Origin of the sequence: Thermotomaculum hydrothermale (assembly GCF_016592575.1) — a bacterium.
GTDB classification, from domain to species: domain Bacteria; phylum Acidobacteriota; class Holophagae; order Thermotomaculales; family Thermotomaculaceae; genus Thermotomaculum; species Thermotomaculum hydrothermale.
This window is the reverse complement of sequence record NZ_AP017470.1, coordinates 1,691,503-1,712,441: the sequence shown is the minus strand read 5'-3', so window position 1 is coordinate 1,712,441 and position 20,939 is coordinate 1,691,503. Positions and strand designations below refer to the sequence as shown.

General features: G+C 36.0%; 17 protein-coding genes. 13 read left to right on the top strand and 4 right to left on the bottom strand.

Annotation, left to right across the window (positions count from 1 at the left end):
- Positions 1-8 precede the first annotated feature (8 nt).
- Complete coding sequence (locus TTHT_RS07880; RefSeq protein WP_201327428.1) at positions 9-1,973, bottom strand: M1 family metallopeptidase; 1,965 nt, start codon at positions 1,971-1,973, stop codon at positions 9-11.
- 138 nt (positions 1,974-2,111) lie between these two features.
- On the opposite strand from TTHT_RS07880, the gene TTHT_RS07875 reads away from it, so the two are divergent.
- Together TTHT_RS07875 and TTHT_RS07870 are read left to right on the top strand one after the other, a co-directional pair.
- Positions 2,112-2,885, top strand: a complete 774-nt coding sequence (locus TTHT_RS07875) for a class I SAM-dependent methyltransferase (RefSeq protein ID WP_201327427.1) — start codon at positions 2,112-2,114, stop codon at positions 2,883-2,885.
- A 126-nt stretch (positions 2,886-3,011) separates the two neighbouring features.
- Complete coding sequence (locus TTHT_RS07870; RefSeq protein ID WP_201327426.1) at positions 3,012-3,641, top strand: class I SAM-dependent methyltransferase; 630 nt, start codon at positions 3,012-3,014, stop codon at positions 3,639-3,641.
- 273 nt (positions 3,642-3,914) lie between these two features.
- Here the strand turns inward: TTHT_RS07870 and TTHT_RS07865 are convergent, their stop codons facing one another.
- Positions 3,915-4,991 carry a radical SAM/SPASM domain-containing protein gene (locus TTHT_RS07865; protein ID WP_201327425.1) on the bottom strand — a complete coding sequence of 359 codons (1,077 nt, stop codon included), beginning with the start codon at positions 4,989-4,991 and terminating at the stop codon, positions 3,915-3,917.
- Positions 4,981-5,352 carry a Rieske (2Fe-2S) protein gene (locus tag TTHT_RS07860; RefSeq protein ID WP_201327424.1) on the bottom strand — a complete coding sequence of 124 codons (372 nt, stop codon included), beginning with the start codon at positions 5,350-5,352 and terminating at the stop codon, positions 4,981-4,983. Before TTHT_RS07860 ends, TTHT_RS07865 begins: the two co-directional genes overlap by 11 nt.
- A 117-nt stretch (positions 5,353-5,469) precedes the next feature.
- Here TTHT_RS07860 and TTHT_RS07855 point away from each other — a divergent pair, with 117 nt between their 5' ends.
- The 5 genes from TTHT_RS07855 (at position 5,470) to murB (ending at position 10,959) form a co-directional block, all read left to right on the top strand.
- Complete coding sequence (locus TTHT_RS07855; protein WP_201327423.1) at positions 5,470-6,474, top strand: YeeE/YedE thiosulfate transporter family protein; 1,005 nt, start codon at positions 5,470-5,472, stop codon at positions 6,472-6,474.
- Between the two features lie 61 nt (positions 6,475-6,535).
- Positions 6,536-6,733 carry a hypothetical protein gene (locus TTHT_RS07850; protein ID WP_201327422.1) on the top strand — a complete coding sequence of 66 codons (198 nt, stop codon included), beginning with the start codon at positions 6,536-6,538 and terminating at the stop codon, positions 6,731-6,733.
- Positions 6,734-6,848: 115 nt separating this feature from the next.
- Complete coding sequence (locus TTHT_RS07845) at positions 6,849-8,399, top strand: acyl-CoA carboxylase subunit beta (protein ID WP_201327421.1); 1,551 nt, start codon at positions 6,849-6,851, stop codon at positions 8,397-8,399.
- Positions 8,400-8,435: 36 nt separating this feature from the next.
- Complete coding sequence (gene purB, locus TTHT_RS07840; protein ID WP_201327420.1) at positions 8,436-9,872, top strand: adenylosuccinate lyase; 1,437 nt, start codon at positions 8,436-8,438, stop codon at positions 9,870-9,872.
- A 208-nt stretch (positions 9,873-10,080) separates the two neighbouring features.
- Positions 10,081-10,959 carry a UDP-N-acetylmuramate dehydrogenase gene (murB, locus tag TTHT_RS07835; protein ID WP_201327419.1) on the top strand — a complete coding sequence of 293 codons (879 nt, stop codon included), beginning with the start codon at positions 10,081-10,083 and terminating at the stop codon, positions 10,957-10,959.
- A gap of 46 nt (positions 10,960-11,005) precedes the next feature.
- Here murB and TTHT_RS07830 read toward each other — a convergent pair whose 3' ends face one another.
- Complete coding sequence (locus TTHT_RS07830; protein ID WP_201327418.1) at positions 11,006-12,772, bottom strand: oxygen-binding di-iron domain-containing protein; 1,767 nt, start codon at positions 12,770-12,772, stop codon at positions 11,006-11,008.
- 125 nt (positions 12,773-12,897) lie between these two features.
- Between TTHT_RS07830 and TTHT_RS07825 the strand changes: the two genes are divergently transcribed.
- From TTHT_RS07825 to mutS, 6 genes are all read left to right on the top strand, one after another.
- Positions 12,898-13,725, top strand: coding sequence for an SIR2 family NAD-dependent protein deacylase (locus TTHT_RS07825; protein ID WP_201327417.1), 828 nt, complete (start codon positions 12,898-12,900; stop codon positions 13,723-13,725).
- A 92-nt stretch (positions 13,726-13,817) separates the two neighbouring features.
- Positions 13,818-14,582, top strand: coding sequence for a hypothetical protein (locus tag TTHT_RS07820; RefSeq protein ID WP_201327416.1), 765 nt, complete (start codon positions 13,818-13,820; stop codon positions 14,580-14,582).
- A gap of 91 nt (positions 14,583-14,673) precedes the next feature.
- On the top strand, positions 14,674-16,209 hold the full coding sequence (locus TTHT_RS07815; RefSeq protein WP_201327415.1) for an MFS transporter: 1,536 nt from the start codon (positions 14,674-14,676) through the stop codon (positions 16,207-16,209).
- Positions 16,210-16,218: 9 nt separating this feature from the next.
- Entirely contained in the window at positions 16,219-17,880 is a 1,662-nt protein-coding gene (locus TTHT_RS07810) for a metallophosphoesterase family protein (RefSeq protein ID WP_201327414.1), read from the top strand.
- A 21-nt stretch (positions 17,881-17,901) separates the two neighbouring features.
- The gene (locus tag TTHT_RS07805) at positions 17,902-18,348 is read left to right on the top strand and encodes a DUF523 domain-containing protein (RefSeq protein ID WP_201327413.1); all 447 of its coding nucleotides are present in this window, start codon (positions 17,902-17,904) and stop codon (positions 18,346-18,348) included.
- Entirely contained in the window at positions 18,348-20,939 is a 2,592-nt protein-coding gene (gene mutS / locus TTHT_RS07800) for a DNA mismatch repair protein MutS (protein WP_201327412.1), read from the top strand. Before TTHT_RS07805 ends, mutS begins: the two co-directional genes overlap by 1 nt.

The window sequence follows — 20,939 nt, the reverse complement described above, 5'->3', positions numbered from 1 at the left end:
CTTCCCCCTTATATTCCTAAAGTTAATATGTTTATAAAAAATTGAATAGCAGACGCAAGTGCAAGAGATGTTTTTGTTATTGCCTTGTTTGTTTTTGAGGTGAAGGATTTTATGTTGTTTGCAAGGTTGTTGTCGCAGGCGTAAACCTTTTTCGGGTCTGCAAAAGCGTAAGATATTGGCGATTTTGATTTGAATTCAAAAGCCTTCCAGTCTCCCTCTCCGTTCCATTTAAATGTCTTTTTTTCTCCGTTTTTTAACACCACAAGCACTTCAACAGGAAGGTTTTTAAAGTCTCCCCTGTTTTCAACAACAACTCTGTTTATGTATGTTTCCTTTTTTTTGTTTTCCTTTTTCTCTTTATCTGCTTTTACAGGGTTGAATTTAAAGTCGTATCCGCTTAAAGGCTTTTCTAATTCAGATTTTGCTGTGTATATTGCAAAGTCAAGCCTTGAGCCTGTTGTAATTGCCTGTTTTATAAAGTTGTAATACTTTTCCCCTGCAATTTCCTTTACGCAGGAGAAGAAGTCTTCAGGGGTTGGGTGGGTGAAGGCGAATTTGTTGTAATAGAGGTTGAAAATCTCTTTGAATTTCTTTTCTCCCACAAGGTTTTCAAGTGTTCTTAAATAGATTGTCGGTTTGGCGTACGATAAAGTTGAATAAACGCCATTTGATATAAATTCCCAGGATGCCTTTGACGGCGCTTCCTTGCCCTTGTATTGACTAAAGCCTAACCTTTCCATTGTGTAAGGGGGAACTTTAAGGAAGGGTAAATCAATCTGCATTCCATAGCCTTTTTCAATTCCGTATGCTGTTGCAAAAGAGTTTATTCCCTCATCCATCCAGGCGTTTTCAAATTCGTTTGTGGCAAAGATTGCATAGAAGTAGTTGTGCCCAAATTCGTGAATAATTAGCATTTCAGGAAATCTCATTCCTTTCGGGATTTTGTAAGATGGGAATCCGCCAGTTACAAGCATTGGGTACTCCATCCCCCCTGCCCCCATTGCTTGCGGTGGTGGGCAAACAAGGGTAAAGTGGGGGTATGGATATAGGTGGCCTGTTAAATCCCCGTAAGCGTTAAGTGCTGCTTTTAAAGCCTTAAACTGCCTCTTTACAGTGTGCTTTAATCCAGGTGGATAAAGCAAGGTAAGAGGAACATTGTTCCATTTGTCATAGGCAACCTGCCAGTAATTCCAGGCTGTCCATGCAAAGTCAATAACATTTTCTGCCTTAAATTTGTATGTTTTTTTCTTTCCCTCTGTTTGTTCGCTTATTTTAATACCTGTTGCCCCAACAATGTATTTTTCAGGAACAGTTATTGAGACATTATAGTCTGCAAAGTCTGCAAAAAATTCAGAATTCAGGTGGAATAAATGGCAATTCCATCCCCTTTCCCCTTGATAAACTGCAATTTTAGGAAACCATTGGCCAGCCATAAAAAATGTTTTCCAGTAACCTGTTCTTGCAAAGATGTGGGGAAATTTTGTTTCAAAATTTATCTCAATTTTTACTGCTTCTCCCTTTTTTACAGGCTGTTTTAAAAAGATTATCCCTATTGTGTTATCAGGTTTTACTCTAATTTTAGTTGTTTCGTCTGGCCAGAAAACATTTAGCTTTTCAGGGTTTTTAATTTCCGTCAGGTATTTAAAATTCTTTGAAAAATCCTCTCCGTTAACCGTAACAGCCAACACCTTGCAGTATCCGTATTTGTCAATATCTTTTCCTTTAAGCCTGTAATTTCTGTGTTTACCTCCGGATTCAGATAGAAAAACAGTCTTATTGTTTTGAAAAGCATTGATATAAAGGTGAAGGGGAATAATTTCTGCTGGTGATTCCGTATTGTTTTCCCAGATAATTATCTCTTTTCCCTGAATTGTTTTTTTGTTTGGATTAAGTTTAACGCTTATTGTGTAATTTAGAGAAAGGCCTGAAAGCGAAAATGCTAATAAAAGAAAAAGCGCAAAGATTCTTTTCATAATTTCTCCCCTAAAGTTTTGTTCCTCTTTTTTTACGAAAGAAATAAAAAAAGGTTTTTTAAAAAAATGCGACTATTTTGCGGTATGTTACAAAAAATGTTTTTATTAGATATAATTATTTTTAAAGGAGGTGCAAATTTGAGTGAAAAAAAGGTATGGATTCCGACACCTCGTTTTATGTTAAGAAAAAGCGTTTTAAAAACAATATTGAAAGAAGATTTTGTGAAAGGTAAAAAGTGTCTGGAAATAGGATATGGTGCAGGCGAAATTCTGAAGTTAGTGCTTGAAAAAGGGGGGGTTGCTTACGGAGTTGAATTGTCAAAAGATGCGGAAGCTTTGACAAAAGAAAGGTTATCAAATTATCTGAAAGAGAAGCGCCTATTTCTTTTAAATAGTTTTGAAGACGCTTTAAACTATGCCGACTTTGATATTTTAATGGCATTTGAGGTTTTAGAACATATAGAAAATGATGAAATAGAATTTGCCAATTGGGTAAATTTACTAAAAAGTGGCGGGTTTATCATTTTGTCAGTTCCATCTAATATGAGTAAGTGGAGTATAAGTGATGAATGGGCGGGGCATTATAGGAGATATGAGAGGAAAGATATTGTACGCTTATGTGACAAATTTGATTTAACTCTAATAAAAATAATAAGTTATGGATTCCCTTTAACAGAGATTACAGATAGGTTGATGAATGTTGTTATAGCAAAGAAAATGAAAAAAATAGATAAAAATATAACAAAAGAAGAGTTAAGTAAAAATAGTGGAGTGGACAGAAACAGTTCGTTAATTTTTAGATTTTTGTTTAATGATTTTTTTATGTTCCCTTTCTATTTACTTCAAAGGCTTTTTTTCTCAACTGATTTAGGTACAGGATATGTAGTTGTTGCTCAAAAAAACAAAAATTAGTTGTTGTAAGAATTAAAATAGAAACAGGTTTATTGTTGAAAATCTCTAAAAATTTTTTAAAGAATAACCAAAAAAGTTAAATAGAATTGTCGACAGTATTTTAATGTAAAATGCTATAATAAAAATATGAAATACAGAATTTTTGATAGCTATGCAAAAGATTATGACAACTGGTATGAAAGGAATAAACTTGTTTATCTCTCTGAGTTGGAGGCATTGAAGAGGGTTGTGCCTGAAAAGGGTGTTGGGTTGGAGATTGGTGTTGGCACTGGGCGATTTGCCTCTCCTTTAGGGGTTAAGTACGGAATAGACCCTTCATTTAAAATGGCTGAATTTGCGAAAAGAAGAGGGGTGGAAACGGTAATCGGCAGAGGGGAAAAACTTCCATTTAAAACAGGTGTATTTGATTTTGTATTGATTGTGGTTACAGTTTGCTATTTTGATGAGCCTTTAAAGGCTTTTCTTGAAGCCAAGAGGGTTTTGAAGGAAAAGGGTAAAATAATTGTTGGCTTTGTTGACGAAGAGAGTTTTTTAGGGCAATTTTATCTTGAGAAAAAGCAGTCAAGTATTTTTTATAAAGATGCAAGTTTTTATTCAGCATTTAAGGTTATTTCAATGTTAACACAGGCAGGCTTTGGTAATTTTAACTTTTACCAGACTCTATTTTCCCTGCCATCTGAAATTAAAGATATAGAACAGCCTAAAAAGGGAATAGGTGAAGGAGGCTTTGTTGTAATCTCTGCTGAAAGTGAATGAATAGGGTTTTAGGTATTGGATTCTGGGTAAATAAGGTATTTGGTATTAGTGTCTCGTCCTGATAAAGTAAACATTAATTTTATTATAAATTCTTGATTATAGATTTTAGATTTTGGATTGAGGAAGAATTTCTTTAAATAAAAGGATTTTTACCTTAATCCATAATTCATCATCCAAAATCCAACATCTTTTTAAAAAAGTTTTCTTCCTCAATCTATAATTTAACATTCAAAACCCAAAATCCCAATCCCAACCCAGTACCCATAACCTAACCTAATAAATATCAAACGGTTTTATGCCGCCTGTGTATCCTTCAGGGATGTATGTGCAGAAAGGCTCTTCTTCATAAATGTCTCCGTAAACAGCGTAAGCCCTTGCCCTGCATCCTCCACAGACTCCCTTGTACTTGCATGCCCCGCATCTTCCCTTATAATTGTCAAAGTTTCTTAATCCGCTGAACAACTCACCATTCCATATTTCTTCAAGGCTTTGCTTAAATATATTTCCGCCTGATACAGGGAAGTATGAGCATGGTAAAACCTCTCCATCGCTTCTAATAAGGCATATTGTCTGTGCTGCCACACAGCCTTTGTTTGCCTTTGTTGAAAAGGTTAAGTCCCTTCTCTTTGCGGCCTTTCCTTCCTGTTGTTTCTTTTCAATAAAAATTCTGTAATAGTGTGGTGCGCAGGTTGGCCTTACTAAAATATCTTTTTCCTTTTGTTCCAATTCATAGTGCCATTCTAAAATCCTGTCGTAATCTTCAGGTGGAATTAACTCTTCCATTATTTCTTTTCCCCTGCCTGTCGGCACAATCATAAACATATACCATGCTGTTGCCCCTAATTTTTTTGCAAGTTTGTATGTGTTTTCTATGTCGTGCATATTTCTTTTTGTAAATGAAGAATTTATTAAAAATGGAATATTGTGTTTCTTTAAAAACTCAATCCCCCTTAAAATTCCTTCAAACGCCCCTTTGTGATTTCTAAAGTTGTCGTGCACTTCTGCTGTGCTTCCGTCAAGGGATAGGGATACCATTTTTATCCCCGTTTCCTTCATTTTTTCACAGTGCTCGTCATTTATAAGGGTGCCGTTTGTTGCTATGCACATTCTAAAGCCTAAATCTGTCCCCCTTTGAGCAAGCTGATAAAGGTCTTTTCTTAAAAGAGGCTCTCCACCGGAAAGTACAAGCACAGGTTTACAAAAATCTGCTATTTTATCTAAAACCTCCATTGCCTGCTTTGTATCCATAGGCTCTGGCAGGTGCATTGTTGAAGATGATCGACAATGCACGCATGATAAATTACACCTTGGGGTTACCTCCCACGCTATCCATCTTAAATCACTTATCATTTTTATCCCCCTTGAATTTAACTTCAGGAAAAAGCAGTAAATCCTCTTTTTCTTCCTTCTTTTCCTTTATAAAAATCTTGTCGTCTTCTATTTTAACCTTGTAGAGTTTTAAATGGAAATTATTTCCCTTCCCCTCACCGTTTTCAAGGTTGAAGATGTATCCGTGCCAGTGGCATTTTACCTGGTTTTTATCATACTTTGCCTTTGTTAAATCAGCCCTTGCGTGGGGGCAATGGGAGTCAAAGACAAAGTATTTTTCACCGTTAAAGTAAACCGTGAGTTTTTTTAATCCCATTTTTACCTGTCTGGGAGTGCCTTTTTTAACTTCGTTTATGTTTATTAAAAATTTGTATTCACTCATAATTCCTCCATAATCACTCTAATTATACTTAAACTTTATTTTTTTGTAAAAATTTTTTATTGAAATGGTGATGAAAAAAGAGTAAATTTGAAATAAGAAATATTCTTAGGAGGGGATATGTTAGAGATTTTTGTTCTGGGGGTTTTATTTGGTTTTGCAATAATTTACGCAAGGTTAAACAAATTTGAAACAATCAGCGGAATGGCAACACTGGAAGATTTAACTGTAGCAAAGGCAATGGCTTTTGCAATAGGGTTGGGTATGATAATTTTGCCTTTTGAAATTGGCTTTATGCTTGCAACATATCATGTTAAACCCTTTATTTTAGGGGGAGTTGTTTTAGGTGGAATACTTTTCGGTATTGGCATGGCAATATTAGGCTACTGCCCGGGTACTCTTGCAATTTCAGCGGGAGAGGGTTCTGTTGATGCTATTGTTGGAATAATAGGCGGATTATTTGGTGGCCTTGTTTTTACTCTTGTTTTGCCTTCAATTAAAGGTATTTTAGGGCCAAATTTCGGTAAGGTTTACCTTGAAAAAATAATAGGTGGGCAGGTGATAATCTTTTACATTGTTGCGGTTATAGTCGGGATAGCATTAATGGCACTTGCATTTTACCTTAATAAATTGGAAGGGAAAAAGGATAAAAAATGGCTTTATTCAGGCATAATGCTTGGAATATTAAACCCAATTGTTTTTTTAGAGGTTGTTCAAAACAGGCCAATTGGGGCATCAACCGCTTTTCCTTATGTTGCAGATAAAATTTTCGGTTTAACTGATAATCCATACTTTCTTAAAATCCAGAAGCCTGGACACTGGGAAGTAATTTTTCTTGCAGGTGCAATTGTTTGCGCTTTTGTTTTTGCTTTAATAAAGAAAGAGTTTGCTTTTAAATATATTTATCCAAGGTGGGAGAAAACAAAGGGCAATTCAAAGGTAAAAAGGTTAATCTATGCATTTTTAGGCGGTTTTATCCTTATTTTTGGGGCAAGGATGGCAGGCGGTTGCACAAGCGGGCATATTTTATCAGGCGGAATGCAATTTGCAATAAGCAGTTTTGTCTTTGCTATCTTTGTTTTTATAAGTTTGCTTGTAACGGGAAGGTTGTTTTATAAAAAATAATAAACTTTTGATTATATTTTTCGTATAAGTAAACAGCATTTAATGAAATAGGAGGTAAATGATGGAAAAATGGCGAAGAATGTTGTTTTTAGGAATTGTTTTAATAGCGTTAGGGGTTATTTTTACAACCACTTTAAGTAGTAAATTTGGGTCTTTAGGAATTGTATTTATTGCTTTAGGAGGTTTGTTTTTTATTATAGGTATGAACAAAAAAAATAAAGAAGAAAAGGATACAGGTGAGAAAGAAAAACACGAATAATAACATTTTTTGTTACTGAATTCATTCCCTTTTTTATCTCTTTTAAAAATTGTAAAATCCCCCTTTTTTTGATAGATTAGAGACAGGTTTGCAAAAACGGTAAGAGGGGGATTAGATGACTCTTGAAGAAAAGTTAAAAGAATTAAAAGAGAGAAATGAAAAGGCTCTTTTAGGTGGTGGTAAAGAGAGGATAGAAAAGCAGCATGCAGCAGGGAAGTTGACAGCGAGGGAGAGGATTGAACTTCTTTTAGATAAAGGGACTTTTGAAGAGATTGACAGGTTTGTCGTTCACAGATGTGACAACTTTGGGATGGATAAAAAGAAAATTGTTGGGGACGGTGTTGTTACAGGCTTTGGGAGGATTGACGGAAGGCTTGTCTATGTATTTTCTCAGGATTTTACCGTTTTTGGCGGTTCACTTTCAGAGATGTACGCTAAAAAGATATGCAAGATAATGGATTTGGCAATGAAAGTTGGGGCGCCGATTATTGGCCTTAACGATTCTGGAGGTGCAAGGATTCACGAGGGTGTTGTTTCTTTAGGTGGGTACGCTGATATATTTTTGAGAAATACTCTTGCATCAGGTGTTATTCCTCAGATTTCAGCAATTATGGGGCCCTGTGCCGGTGGTGCTGTTTATTCCCCTGCAATTACAGATTTTACCTTGATGGTTAAAGACACCTCTTATATGTTTGTTACAGGGCCGGATGTGATAAAGACAGTTACCCATGAAGAGGTTACAAAAGAGGAGTTAGGGGGGGCAAGGACACACAATGAGATTTCAGGTGTTGCCCATTTTGCACTTGAAAATGATAAAGCATGCCTTGCTTGTATAAGGGAATTGCTTTCCTTTATGCCTTCAAATAACATGGAAGAGCCGCCAAGGAAGGATTGTAATGACCCGGTTGATAGGGTTATCCCTGAATTAAACACTGTTGTTCCTGATAATCCAAACCTTCCTTATGACATTAGAGACATAATAAGGCCTGTTCTTGACGATAATTACTTCTTTGAGGTGCACGAACACTTTGCAAAGAATATTGTTGTTGGTTTTGGAAGGTTAAACGGAAGGCCGGTGGGTATTGTTGCAAATCAGCCGAATTACCTTGCTGGTGTGCTTGATATAAACGCTTCAAGGAAGGGAGCAAGATTTGTGAGATTTTGCGATGCCTTTAATATCCCCCTAATTACATTTGAAGATGTGCCTGGATTTTTACCGGGGGTAAATCAGGAGCACGGCGGAATTATTGTTCACGGTGCAAAACTTCTCTACGCTTTTTCTGAGGCAACTGTGCCAAAGATTACTATTATCACAAGAAAGGCCTATGGTGGTGCTTACTGCGTAATGGCTTCAAAACATATCAGGACAGACTATAACTTTGCTTATCCAACAGCTGAAATTGCCGTTATGGGGCCTGAGGGGGCAGTTAATATCCTCTATAAAAAAGAATTGGCAAAATCAGATAATCCGGAAGAGTTGAGAAAAAAGCTTGTTGAGGATTATAAAAAACTGTTTGCAAATCCATATACCGCAGCGGAGATGGGTTTTGTTGATGAGATAATTATGCCTGAAAACACCAGGGTTAAACTGATTAAGGCTCTTGAATCACTTGATAACAAAAGGGATACATTGCCACCTAAAAAACACGGGAATATTCCGTTATAATTTTTTGAAAGAATATATTTGTTCGGAGGAAGTTTGATGGAAAGAAAAAAATACAACAACCCACTTATTACAAGGTATGCCTCAAAAGAGATGGCTTATATCTTTTCTGATGAAAACAAATTCAGGACATGGAGAAAACTCTGGCTTATCCTTGCTGAAGCGGAGAAGGATTTAGGCTTGCCTATAACAGATGAGCAGATTGAGGAGATGAGAGAGCATCTCAATGACATTGATTTTGAATATGCGGCTAAAAAGGAAAAAGAGTTAAAGCACGATGTAATGGCACATATTCACACCTTTGGTAAGGTTGCACCTTCCGCTATGTCAATAATTCACCTTGGGGCAACTTCTGCCTTTGTCGGTGATAATACAGATTTAATTCAGATGAAAGAGGGGCTTGGATTAGTCAGAAAAAGGCTCTTAAAGGTTATGAGCAATTTGAGGAAGATTGCCTGTGATTATCGCCATATGCCTACTTTGGGTTTCACTCACTTCCAGCCGGCACAATTAACAACTGTTGGGAAGAGAGCTGCTTTGTGGTTACAGGATTTGCTTATTGATTTTAAATTGATTTCCCTTCTTCTCAGCAGAATTCCTGCAAGGGGGGTTAAGGGCACAACAGGTACACAGGCAAGTTTTCTAAAACTTTTTGACGGAGATGAGGAAAAAGTTAAGCAGTTAGATGAGATTGTTGTTAAAAGAATGGGTTTTCCCAGGAGTTTAACTATTACAGGGCAAACCTATACAAGAAAGATTGACGACGATGTTATTCATGTTTTGAGGCAGGTTGCTGTATCGTGCTCAAAATTTGGCAATGATTTAAGGCTTTTGCAGCATGACAGGGAAATGGAAGAGCCTTTTGAAGAAAAGCAGGTTGGCTCGTCCGCTATGGCTTACAAGAGAAACCCAATGAGAAGTGAGAGGATGACGGCACTTGCAAGGTATTTGATTTCTCTGGCAGACAACACTGCTTTCACCGCAGCTACACAGTGGTTTGAGAGAACCCTTGACGATTCTGCAAACAGAAGAATTGTTATCCCACAGGCATTTTTAACCGCTGATGCATTGCTTTTGATTTACGCAAATATAACTGATGGCTTGAGGGTTAACGAAAAGGTTATTGAGGCTCATGTTGCAAGGGAATTGCCGTTTATGGCAACTGAGAATATTTTAATGGAGTCTGTTAAAAAAGGTGCTGACAGGCAGGAGATTCACGAGGTTATAAGGCAATACTCTCACAAAGCAATGGATGCTATAAAGCAGGGGGCAGATAAAAACCCGCTTATTGATTTTCTTGCAGAAGACAGTAGGATTCCCTTAAACAGGGAAGAGATTATGTCAATTCTTAAACCTGAAGAGTTTATTGGAAGGGCGCCGTCTCAGGTTGAAGAGTTTCTGAGAAATGAGATTGACCCAATACTTGATACCTATCAGGATATTATTGATGGGAAAAAGGTTGATTTGAATGTATAAAAAAATAACCGGGATTATTTGTCCCGGTTTTTCCCAAATAATTTGGGAGAAGGCTGTCGTATATAAATATGCAATTTTAATGCCAGAAAAGATAAATGCAATAAATTTTCTAACTTTAAGATATTAAAGGTGTTATAAAAAATCGAGATTTGATTGTAATAGGTGCTATTCAAAATATGCCGTTTTGACATACAAAAGGTGATGGGTTATGAACAGAACAGTAAGAAAAAGGTTGATTGATTTTTTTAATTTTAAAAATATAGAGTTTTTTGAAGATTTTTCACTTAAAGAGTTTACTTCATACAAAACAGGCGGTAAAACTGAATTTGTAGTCTTTCCCGACTCAACGGAAAAATTAAAGCAGGCATTTCTTTTTGCAAAAAAATTGAATATCCACTTTTACATTTTAGGCGGTGGGGCAAATGTTATTGTTAGCGACACAGGTGTTAAAGGGATTGTCTGTATTACTAAAAAATTGAATAAAATCTCTTTTAAAGAGGGCAAAATCTTTGCAGAAGCGGGAGTCAGTCTTGAAAAACTTGCAGATTTTGCTTGTGGGAAGGGTATATCAGGTTTTGAATTTGCGTACAATATACCTGGCAGTGTAGGTGGGGCAATTATTATGAATGCTGGCAACAATTACGGGGAGTTCGCAAATATTATATGCAAAGTCAGGGCAATGGGTAGAGATGGAAGGGTTTTTGTTTTTAGAAAGAATTTATGTGAATTTGGATATAGAAATTCAATCTTCAAAAGGAAAAGATTTATTGTGCTTGATGCTGTTTTTAAAGGAAGCCGTAGCGAAAAAGCACAAATTCTTTCTTTAATGAAAAAGATTAAGGAAGAAAGGGAGAAAAAATTTCCCCTTGAATACCCAAATGCTGGAAGCGTTTTTAAGAGGCCTAAAGGATACTATGCTGGGAAGTTGATTGAGGATTCAGGATGCGGTGGATTAAGGGTTGGAGATGCAATGGTGTCTGAAAAGCACAAAGGGTTTATTGTAAATTTAGGCAATGCCACTTCTCAGGATATAAAAGATTTAATATCACTTGTGCAAAAAAAAGGTTTACGAAAAATTTGGTGTTAAGTTAGAGAGGGAGCAGATTTTCTTTCCTGAGGATTTTGAATAGGCTTTAATCTTTACAAATAACTTTATTTCTTCCTGATTCCTTTGCCCTGTACAACCTTTTGTCTGCTGCTCCTATTATTTCGTATATATCAGTTTCGTCTCTCCTTTCATAAACTCCTGCGCTAATAGTTGTTTTAATAATGTTATTCCCTATTACAAACTCTTTGCCTTCTATCATTTTTCTAATATGTTCAGCCCTTTTGCAAGCATCCTGTTCCTTAGCGTAAGGTAGAATTGCTACAATTTCTTCGCCTCCGTAACGAATAACATAGTCTGTTGTTCTGAATGATGCTTTGATTATTTTTGATATTTCCTGAAGGACGAAATCTCCAGCAAGGTGGCCGTATGTGTCGTTAACAGTTTTAAAGTGGTCAATATCAAAAATAATAACACTAATAGGGTATTCGTACCTTATAGCTTTTGAAATTTCATTTGAGGCAATACTGTCAAGAAATACTCTGTTTTTTAGTCCTGTAAGAGAGTCATGTATTGCAGTATTGAAAAGCTCTTTTTTCTCCTCTCCTAACTCTTTAATTAAAACTTCATTTGCTAAAGAAGAGGAAATCGGATGGATAAGTTTGTCTAATGCTTCTTCAACAGTTTTTCTGTCTTTATCGCTTAACTCTTTTTCCATTATAAAGTATGCAGAAGCTTTTAAAGTTTCTCGCTTTGAGGTTAGGGGGATACAAAAAATATTTTGATATTCGTCAAGTGTATCTGTAACAAGTTTTATTCTTCTCATACATTTAGGAGATTGTATCCCTTCCACTAAATTTTTTATAATTGCTTTATGATGAGATGTTTCCTTCTGAGAGATTTCTCCTTTTATTACTGAAAAAATATCATACCATTCTTTTCCTTTCTCTCCCTTATCGTACACATAGGTGATAATGTCTCTAATGGGAATATTGTTTTCTTTTAAAGTAGAAAATGTTTTTCTTAAAACAGTTAAAAAATCGCTGTTATTCACTACTTCACTGAAAACCGCATTTATTATCTGGTTTGTTTTTAAAAGAATTTCTATATTTGATTCGTAAGAACTTAAAAGAAATAGACCACAGTTTAACTCTTTCAATCTATTTATCATGTATGGGATAAGCTCTTTTTTAATTATTGAGCCATGCTGTGGCGCTATTAATTCAGGCTCTTTTTTTTCAATTTCAATTAATGCGTTTAAGAGAATTTCTTTACTTGGGATATAGTGTTCATGAAATGCTTTTAAACTTGCAAAATAGCTTTCATCTTCTGCAAAGAGGGAGAATTCTTCTGTGAAACCGCCAAAAATGTCGCTTGAAAATAGTGTTTTTGTTTTTCTATCGAATGTGCAGAATGCGCCTGCAAAGTGGGCATATGGCGTGAATATAAAATCAAGCACCCTGCCATTTTTGAGAAATAGTTTCCATTTGTTCTTCTCAACGAGATAAAAGGGAGTCTCCCATTGATAGTGTTTAAGCAAAGTCTGAGTTCTCCAGTGGGTAACTATAAATTTATCCTTTCTTGGAATAAGCTTTTCCAGTGTTGAAATACAGCCAGTTATGTCAGGGTCTTGATGGTGGCAGATTATATATTTAATGTCATTAAGATTGATTAGGCTGGTGATTTTGTTTATTGTTACAGGAAAGGTAATCATGCTCCCCGGGTCAATTAATACAGACTCGTCTCCATTTCTTATTAAATAAACATGGCATTGAAAAGAGTCGTCTGGTATTTTATATCCAACCCAGAAAATATCTTCGGCTATTTCTATGGGCTTTGAATAATCTAAACTCATTTTTCCCCCTTTTAAATTTTACTTCTTAGTTAAATTATAAGCAGCAAATTCTTTTTTACAAATAAAATTCATTATTATCTTCTCAAGTGTTGAATTTTTTTCTTTGGTATTTTAGAATTTTTTCTATGCAGAATGAGGAAGTTTTCAAAGAAATAGCGGAAAAAATAAAAAATGCAGATATCCTCATTATTACAGCGGGGGCTGGAATGGGGGTAGATTCAGGGCTTCCGGATTTTAGAGGGGAAAAAGGGTTCTGGAAGGCCTATCCCATGTATGAGAGGCTTAACCTTAACTTTTACGATTGTGCAAATCCTGTACATTTTAGAAGAGATCCTCACTTTGGCTGGGGTTTTTATGGACACAGGTTAGAATTGTACAGAAAAACTAAACCTCACGAAGGTTTCAGCCTGCTTCTAAAATGGATAAAAAAATTTAACCTTGATTACTTTGTAGTTACTTCAAATGTTGATGGGCAGTTTCAAAAGGCGAACTTTCCCGATGAAAAAGTGTATGAAATTCACGGCTCAATCCATTATCTGCAATGTGTAAGGCCCTGTACCGATGAAATATGGGAGAATAAGGAGACGATTGAAATTGACTATGAAACAATGAGGGCAAAGAATATTCCATACTGTAAAAATTGCGGAGATGTGGCAAGACCGAATATTTTAATGTTTGGTGATTTTTCCTGGATATCTAAAAGGAGCAATGAACAGGAAACAAGGTTTGAAAATTTTCTTCAAAGGAATAAGAATTCTAAAAAGGTTGTAATTGAAATAGGTGCTGGTACTGCAATTCCTTCAATCAGGTATTTAAGTGAAAGAATAGGTTCATACAGTAATGCGATTGTTGTCAGGATTAACCCACGGGAGCATTTTATAAATAAACCTCATTATTCCATTCCTTTAACAGGGCTTAAAGCGCTTAAATCGATTGATAAATTTTTAGATTAGAGTTAACTTTTTTACCCCCTTTTGCTTTTTTCAATTCTAAAAATAAGGTATTATTGTTATTGCAAATTAAATTTTTGATAAGTGGAGGGATTATGGGGATTGAAAGAAACACCTTTGACATTGTTATAGTAAATGGAAGGCCTGCTGCAGGTAAATCTGAAATTATTGACTTTCTTAAAAAGGTGCCTTTAGAAGAGAGGATTGAAAAATACCATATAGGGGAGTTTGAAGAGATTGACGATTTCCCAATTTTATGGGAAAGGTTTGAAGACGACGATATCTTTGAAGAAATGGGGCTTCCAAGGGTGTTTACAGACAAATACTTTGAATATGAAGGCAAAAGGTATGAGGGATATGTTTTTAAGGAGAAATGGTTCTGGAATTTTTTGATTAAAAAACTAAACCTTTTATATGAGAAAAAGTTAAGGGATAACCCAAATTACCATGACAAATACACCCTTCTTGTTGAGTTTTCAAGGGGAAGTGAGCATGGAGGTTTTAAAACAGCCTATCAATACCTTTCGGACAAAATACTTTCAAAGGCTGCAACATTGTATATTTATGTAACCTGGGAAGAGTCTTTGAGAAAAAACAGGAGAAGGTTCAACCCTGATAGACCAGATTCATGGCTTGAACACGCACTTGAGGATAAAAAACTTGAGATGCTTTACAAGGAAAGCGATTGGGAAGAGTTTACAAAAGACGACCCTAATTTTTTACATGTGAAAGATTTTAAAATTCCCTATGCAGTTTTTAACAATATGCCTGAAAAGACTGATGATCCTGCGAAGATTAAGCCTCACCTTGAAGAGGTTATGAAAAGGTTGTGGGAAAACTATAAAAAGATTCATTCATAATTTTTTTGGTTCTTTTAAAAGTGTTTTTAAAGCCTCTCTGTTACAAACAGGGGGGCTTTTTGTGTAGTTAAAAAACTCAGAAGGAGAGTTTATGAATAGTTTTGTAAAATCAATCCCTGTTATTTTGTTAATTCTTTTAGAGACATTTGTTTATGTAAATTACTCCCATGATTTATTTGTTGCAATTTTGCCCTTTGTTGTTATTGCAATAATTACCTATCTTTACTCTTTAAACAATCCTGTTGGGCATAGCAGGGCGTTTAGAGTGAGGTCTTACTTTAACTGGCTGATTTTAGGGTTGTCCTACGCTTCCCTTTATATGGGCAGGTATAATTTAACAGTTGCTTCTGCAAAGTTTGACGAGATTGGCTTAATGTCCAAAGAGGCATTCGGCACAATATTTGGCATTGGCGCTGTGGTTTACGGTGTTTCATTTATTGTAAACGGCCCCCTTGCAGACAAGTTAGGTGGGAAGAAGACAATAATAATTGCAGCAGTTGGGGCTGCTTTATCAAATATTGCCCTTGGTTTTGTAACCTATACTGTAATGAAAAGCGGGGAGACAGCAAATCAACTTTTCTGGCCTTTTCTCTTTATTTACGCATTGAATATGTATTTTCAAAGTTTCGGTGCTGTCTCAATAGTTAAGGTAAATGCAGCATGGTTTCACATAAAAGAGAGAGGGGTTTTCGGCGGAATATTTGGCACCCTAATCTCATTAGGTATTTTCCTTGCTTTTGATTTAAACGGTGCTATTTTAGACATTACAAAAACCTCATTAAACGGGAAGACATATTACCATATATGGTGGGCATTCTTTGCCCCTGCAATTGTATTGTTATTCTTTGCTATTCTTGATATTTTTGTTATCAAAGACAGGCCTTCTCAGGCTGGGTTTGAAGACTTTGACACAGGGGATGCCACAAGATATGAAGACGGTGTGGCAAAGGAAACCTCTTTTGAAATCTATAAAAGAATTTTAAGCCACCCGGTTATTTTAATGATGATTGCAATTGAGTTTTGTTCAGGAGTTTTGAGAAACGGTATAATGCACTGGGGAGTTCACTATGCCCACAATATGAAAACAGTTGAAGTTGTAAACGGGGTAAAAAAACTTGTTTCAATAGCAGATGCTGATTTCTTTTTTCAAAACTGGGGTTTGATTTTAATGGTTGCAGGCATCACAGGCGGTTTTTTTGCAGGATACATCTCTGATAAATTTTTTGGTTCAAGGAGAGGGCCTTCGGCATTCTTCCTTTACTTTGGAATGTTTATAGGCTTTGTTGTAATGGCTTTTGCAGTCAGGTATCAGTGGTATGACATAGTTGGTTTTCTTGCATTCTTTATGTCAATGTGTGTGATTGGGGTACACGGAATGCTTTCAGGTACTGCATCAATGGATTTTGGCGGGAAGGATTCGGCGGCAACAGTTGCAGGGGTTGTTGACGGTTTTGTGTATTTAGGAACGGGTTTTCAATCTGTAACTTTGGGAAAAATCCTTGAAAACGCTGGAAGCGACCCATCAAAATGGAATTACTGGCCTATATTTCTAATTCCTTTTACCTTGATTGGACTTTATTTTACCTGGAAAATATGGAATGCTTTTCCCGAAAAAAGGAAGGGTTAAGGAGTTTTTATGAAAAAGAGTATTGTTTTTATTTTTGTTTTATTATTTCCCCTTTTGTTGTTTTCAGAAGAAGAGGTTAGTTTAATTCCTCATAGAAATTTGATTGTTAAGTCTGTGAAAGTGGAATCAGTAAATAAAGGGTTAAAATTCAATATAAAATCGACAAAGAAAGTAAAATTTGCCTCTGTAATAATAGGTTTTCTTCCTGATGAAAATGCCTTTTACCCTGTTTACAGGTTTTCGAAGAACGAATTTGTGAATGGGAAAGATTTTGAAATTTTAATCAACTGGAAAAAGTTTAAGTGGTACTTGAACAAAGATAAAACCCTTGTTTTTTACAAAATTAATTTAATAGATAAAAAAGGTAAAGAAGAGCAGTATCGTTCAAGGGTTTTAATTTCCCGTAATCATAAGATTTTGCAAACGGTAATTTACGGGCCTTACTTTGACAGGGGGGAAGACAACTCTTACACTGTTTCATTTGAATTATTGTACCCTGATAAGGCAACTCTTGTTTTCAATGGAAAAAAATATTTTTCCAGTGAAAAGAAAAAGAGGCATTTTATAAAATTAGGAAAGCTGAAAAAAGGTAATTACAAATATTACATTGAAGGTTACCCCCGTGTGTTTAATGCAAGGGTAAATGAAACAGATAATTTTTCATTTGTATTTATGTCTGATTCAAGAAACAGAAAAACTGACTTTGATGCAAACTTTGAGAATACAAATGGAAAGATTGTAAATAAGATATTTTTAACAGCCTTTAACAAAGGAGCAGATTTTATTGTTTTTGTTGGGGATATGGTTTCTGGTTACACCTTTTATGAAGACGAGTTTGAGAGGGAATTAAAAAGCTTTGCTTATGCAACAGAGCCTATTTCCTCAATTATTCCTGTCTATGAGGGAATGGGGAATCACGAGGCTTTAATGGATTGCTTTGAAAAAAACGGTGAAAAATTCTGTAAAGATAAAAAACCACCTCATTCAGCTGAAGATGTCTTTGGAAGGGTTTTTGTAAACCCTGAAAATGCAGATTTTTCTGAAAAAAAAGGGCTTCCTTCATACAAAGAAAACCTTTATTACTTTGAGTACGGAAATTGCCTGTTTGTTGTGTTAAACACAAATTACTGGTGGGGATACAACCCAGAAAAGTTTGGTGGAAACCTTGAAGGTTATATTATGGATAATCAATTAAAGTGGCTTGAAAAAGTCCTTGATAAAGAGGGCAAAGGAAAGAGAGAGATATTTGTTTTTGCCCACGAGCCGGCCTTCCCATGCAGTGCCCATTTAAAAGATGGAATGTACTATTGGGGGGGAGACCCTGCTAAAAACGGTGGAATTGACAGGCACTATGTTATTAAAAGAAGAAATGAGTTTTTAAAGGTTCTTGATAAATATGGAGTTAAGATTGTGTTTTTCGGAGATGAGCACAATTACACAAGGGTTTTGATTAACAAAGACATTGCACCTGTAAATAGGGAGATTACTCAAATTATTTCAGGGGGTGCTGGTGCACCTTTCTATGAATTGGCAGATAATTTTCCCTGGAAGAAAAATTTGAAAGCTTTTTCAAAAGAAAATCACTTTATTCTTGTTAAAGTGGGGGAAAAGGTCAGGGTTGAGGCTGTTTCAATTCACGGCTATGTTGTTGATTCATTTGAAATTAAATAAATTTTTAAATTTGAGGTTTGTATGTGCGACAAGGGGGGAGAAAAGGTAATTGTGTCTGCATGCCTCTGTGGGGTAAGGTGCAGGTATAATGGGAAGATTCTTGAAAAAAGGGATTTGCCTGTTAATCTGGAGAATGTTATTCTGATTTGCCCTGAAACCCTTGCAGGGCTAAGGATTCCCAGGACTCCAAGTTTTTTTGATAATGAAAAAACGGGAGAAGGGGTTTTAGACGGAGAAACAAAGGTTGTATCAATAGACGGGGAAGACAGGACGGAAGAATTTTTGAAAGGCTCAAAAAAGGCTCTTGAAATTGCCAGAAAATACGGGGTAAAAAAGGCTTATCTTAAAGAACGCTCCCCTTCCTGCGGGGTAAATACTGTTTATGTTAACAATAAAAGGACAAATGGAATGGGGGTTACGGCGGCACTTTTCGAAAGGGAAGGAATTGAGGTTATAGGGGTTAATTGATGGATAAAACAAAACTCACACCTGCAATGAGGCAATTTATAGAGGTTAAGGAAAAATATCCTGACCATATTGTTTTTTTCAGAATGGGTGACTTTTACGAGATGTTTTTTGACGATGCAATAAAAGCCTCTTCAATTTTAGGAATTGCCTTAACAAAGAGAAACAGCAAGGGGGGAACAAATGAAGCCCCTATGTGCGGGGTGCCTTACCATGCCTATGAGTCTTATGCTTCAAAGCTTTTAAAGGCAGGGGAGAAGGTTGTAATTGTTGAGCAGGTTGAAGACCCTAAAAAGGCAAAGGGTGTTGTAAAAAGGGATGTTGTTGCGGTATTAACCCCTGCAACAAGCCACTTAGGGGTTGATTCTGATTACAAAAAGAATTACCTTGTTTCAATTTACGCAACAGAGAAAAAATCAGCAATGGTTGTTGGAGACCCCACAACTGGAGAGTTAAGCATTTTCAGGTTTTCAGGTAAAAATTCTGCTGATAAATTGTTTGAGCAATTATCTTTGTTTCAACCAAAAGAGATTGTATCTCCTTTTGGCATTGTTGAAACAGGCTATCTTTCAAAAAAGTTAGGGTATAGCCCCTCTTTAAACGAATACGATGAATCATTTTTCAACGAAAGAGAGGGTGAGGAGAAGATAAAGGAGTTGTTTAATGTTTCAACCGTTGCAGGGTTTGGATTAAAGGGCAAGAGAGAGTGTTTAAAAGCAATTGACGGGTACTTAAATTATTTGGAAGAAAATTACAGAACTGAAAATATACCTGTAAAATCAATAAATTTAAAAGAGGTAAGCGATTACCTTATTGTTGATTCAACAACCGGCAAAAACCTTGAACTCTTTGAAACTGTATTTGAAAGAAGAAGGAGAGGGAGTTTTTTCTGGGCAATAGACAGAACCAAAACACCTCAGGGAAAGAGGAAGTTATCTGATTTTATTATGTTTCCTTTGAAATCTGTTGAGGGGATTGAGGCAAGGTTAAACTTTGTTGAGTGGCTTATTGAAAGCGGTAAAATTGATGATATTGACTCTCTTTTATCCTATGTTGGGGATATTGAGAGGATTTTTTCAAAGGTTGTTTTAAACAGTGTAAAGCCTCAGGAATTAAATATTTTAAAGCAATCTTTTGCTGTAACACCTCATTTGATTAAATTACTTGAAAATTCACCCTTTAAATCGGTTTCAGGGGAGATTTCAAACCTTGAAGATATTTACCTTTTGATTGATAAAACAATTGCTGAAGAACCACCCTCTGTAAAGGGAATGAATGTAATTAAAAATGGTGTTAACCCTGAGCTTGACTCTTTAAGGGAGATTGTTTCAGATGTTAAATCATCTTTGAGAAGACTGGAACAACAGGAAAGAGAAAAAACTGGCATTCAAAACCTGAAGGTGAAGTACAACAAGGTTTTTGGGTATTATATTGAGATTTCAAAGGCAAACCTTAAAAACGGTGTTCCAGAAGGTTACGAGAGAAAGCAAACACTTGTTAATGCAGAAAGGTTTATAACTAAAGAATTAAAGGAATTTGAAGAAAAGGTTTTAACTGCAGAGGAGAGAATTGTTGAACTTGAGCTTGAAATTTATCAGCAATTGCTTGACAGACTTAAAGAGTACAGGAGAGAGATATTTGAAACTGCGGAAAGCATAGCTATTCTTGATGTTTTACTCTCGTTTGCTAAATTAGCTGTTGAAAGGGATTACAGAAAACCTGAGATTACTGAAAAAAGTGTGCTTTACATTGAGCAGGGGAGACACCCTGTTGTTGAGGTTTTTGAGAATGAGAATTTTGTTCCAAACGATACAAATTTAACAGAGGAAAAGAGGATTGCAATTATTACAGGCCCCAATATGGGGGGAAAATCAACCTATTTAAGGCAGAATGCATTGATTGTTCTCCTTGCCCAGATGGGAAGTTTTGTCCCTGCAAGAAAGGCTGTAATAGGTATTGCAGACAGGCTTTTTTCAAGAGTTGGGGCAGGAGATAACCTTACAGGTGGGCAGTCAACCTTTATGGTTGAAATGATTGAAACTGCCAATATTCTTAACAATGCAACAGAAAATAGCCTGATTATCCTTGATGAGATAGGAAGGGGTACTGCAACATTTGACGGATTATCTTTGGCGTGGGCAATAACAGAATTCCTTGCAAAAAAGGGGCAAAAGGCACCGAGAACATTTTTTGCAACCCATTATCACGAATTAACAGACATTGATAAACTATTTTCAAATGTTGTGAACTTCAATGTTGTTGTAAAAGAATGGAATAATGAGCTTCTCTTTTTAAGGAAGGTTGTGCCAGGGGCTGCTGACAAAAGTTACGGTATCCAGGTGGCAAAACTTGCAGGGCTTCCAAAAGAGGTTATAAAGAGAGCATTTGAGGTACTTGAAAATATTGAAAAAAATGAGTTTTCTCTTGATGGAAAACCAAAGATAGCAAGAAAAGAGGCTTTTGAAATGAAGGAGAGGCCTCTTTTTATGTGGGAAGAACACCCTGTTTTGGAAGAGTTAAAATCCATAAATCCAGACACACTTACCCCCCTTGAAGCGCTTGAGATTCTTTACAAATTAAAGAAACTTTTATGA

What these genes read in the sequence shown, in the direction of transcription:
- TTHT_RS07810 (WP_201327414.1), top strand. Translation starts at nt 16,219, where the DNA reads ATGAAAAAGAGTATTGTTTTTATTTTTGTTTTATTATTTCCCCTTTTG.
- TTHT_RS07855 (WP_201327423.1), top strand. Translation starts at nt 5,470, where the DNA reads ATGTTAGAGATTTTTGTTCTGGGGGTTTTATTTGGTTTTGCAATAATT.
- TTHT_RS07820 (WP_201327416.1), top strand. Translation starts at nt 13,818, where the DNA reads ATGGGGATTGAAAGAAACACCTTTGACATTGTTATAGTAAATGGAAGG.
- murB (WP_201327419.1), top strand. Translation starts at nt 10,081, where the DNA reads ATGAACAGAACAGTAAGAAAAAGGTTGATTGATTTTTTTAATTTTAAA.
- TTHT_RS07880 (WP_201327428.1), bottom strand. Translation starts at nt 1,973, where the DNA reads ATGAAAAGAATCTTTGCGCTTTTTCTTTTATTAGCATTTTCGCTTTCA.
- TTHT_RS07805 (WP_201327413.1), top strand. Translation starts at nt 17,902, where the DNA reads ATGTGCGACAAGGGGGGAGAAAAGGTAATTGTGTCTGCATGCCTCTGT.
- TTHT_RS07860 (WP_201327424.1), bottom strand. Translation starts at nt 5,352, where the DNA reads ATGAGTGAATACAAATTTTTAATAAACATAAACGAAGTTAAAAAAGGC.
- TTHT_RS07865 (WP_201327425.1), bottom strand. Translation starts at nt 4,991, where the DNA reads ATGATAAGTGATTTAAGATGGATAGCGTGGGAGGTAACCCCAAGGTGT.
- TTHT_RS07815 (WP_201327415.1), top strand. Translation starts at nt 14,674, where the DNA reads ATGAATAGTTTTGTAAAATCAATCCCTGTTATTTTGTTAATTCTTTTA.
- mutS (WP_201327412.1), top strand. Translation starts at nt 18,348, where the DNA reads ATGGATAAAACAAAACTCACACCTGCAATGAGGCAATTTATAGAGGTT.
- TTHT_RS07870 (WP_201327426.1), top strand. Translation starts at nt 3,012, where the DNA reads ATGAAATACAGAATTTTTGATAGCTATGCAAAAGATTATGACAACTGG.
- TTHT_RS07825 (WP_201327417.1), top strand. Translation starts at nt 12,898, where the DNA reads ATGCAGAATGAGGAAGTTTTCAAAGAAATAGCGGAAAAAATAAAAAAT.
- TTHT_RS07850 (WP_201327422.1), top strand. Translation starts at nt 6,536, where the DNA reads ATGGAAAAATGGCGAAGAATGTTGTTTTTAGGAATTGTTTTAATAGCG.
- TTHT_RS07845 (WP_201327421.1), top strand. Translation starts at nt 6,849, where the DNA reads ATGACTCTTGAAGAAAAGTTAAAAGAATTAAAAGAGAGAAATGAAAAG.
- purB (WP_201327420.1), top strand. Translation starts at nt 8,436, where the DNA reads ATGGAAAGAAAAAAATACAACAACCCACTTATTACAAGGTATGCCTCA.
- TTHT_RS07830 (WP_201327418.1), bottom strand. Translation starts at nt 12,772, where the DNA reads ATGAGTTTAGATTATTCAAAGCCCATAGAAATAGCCGAAGATATTTTC.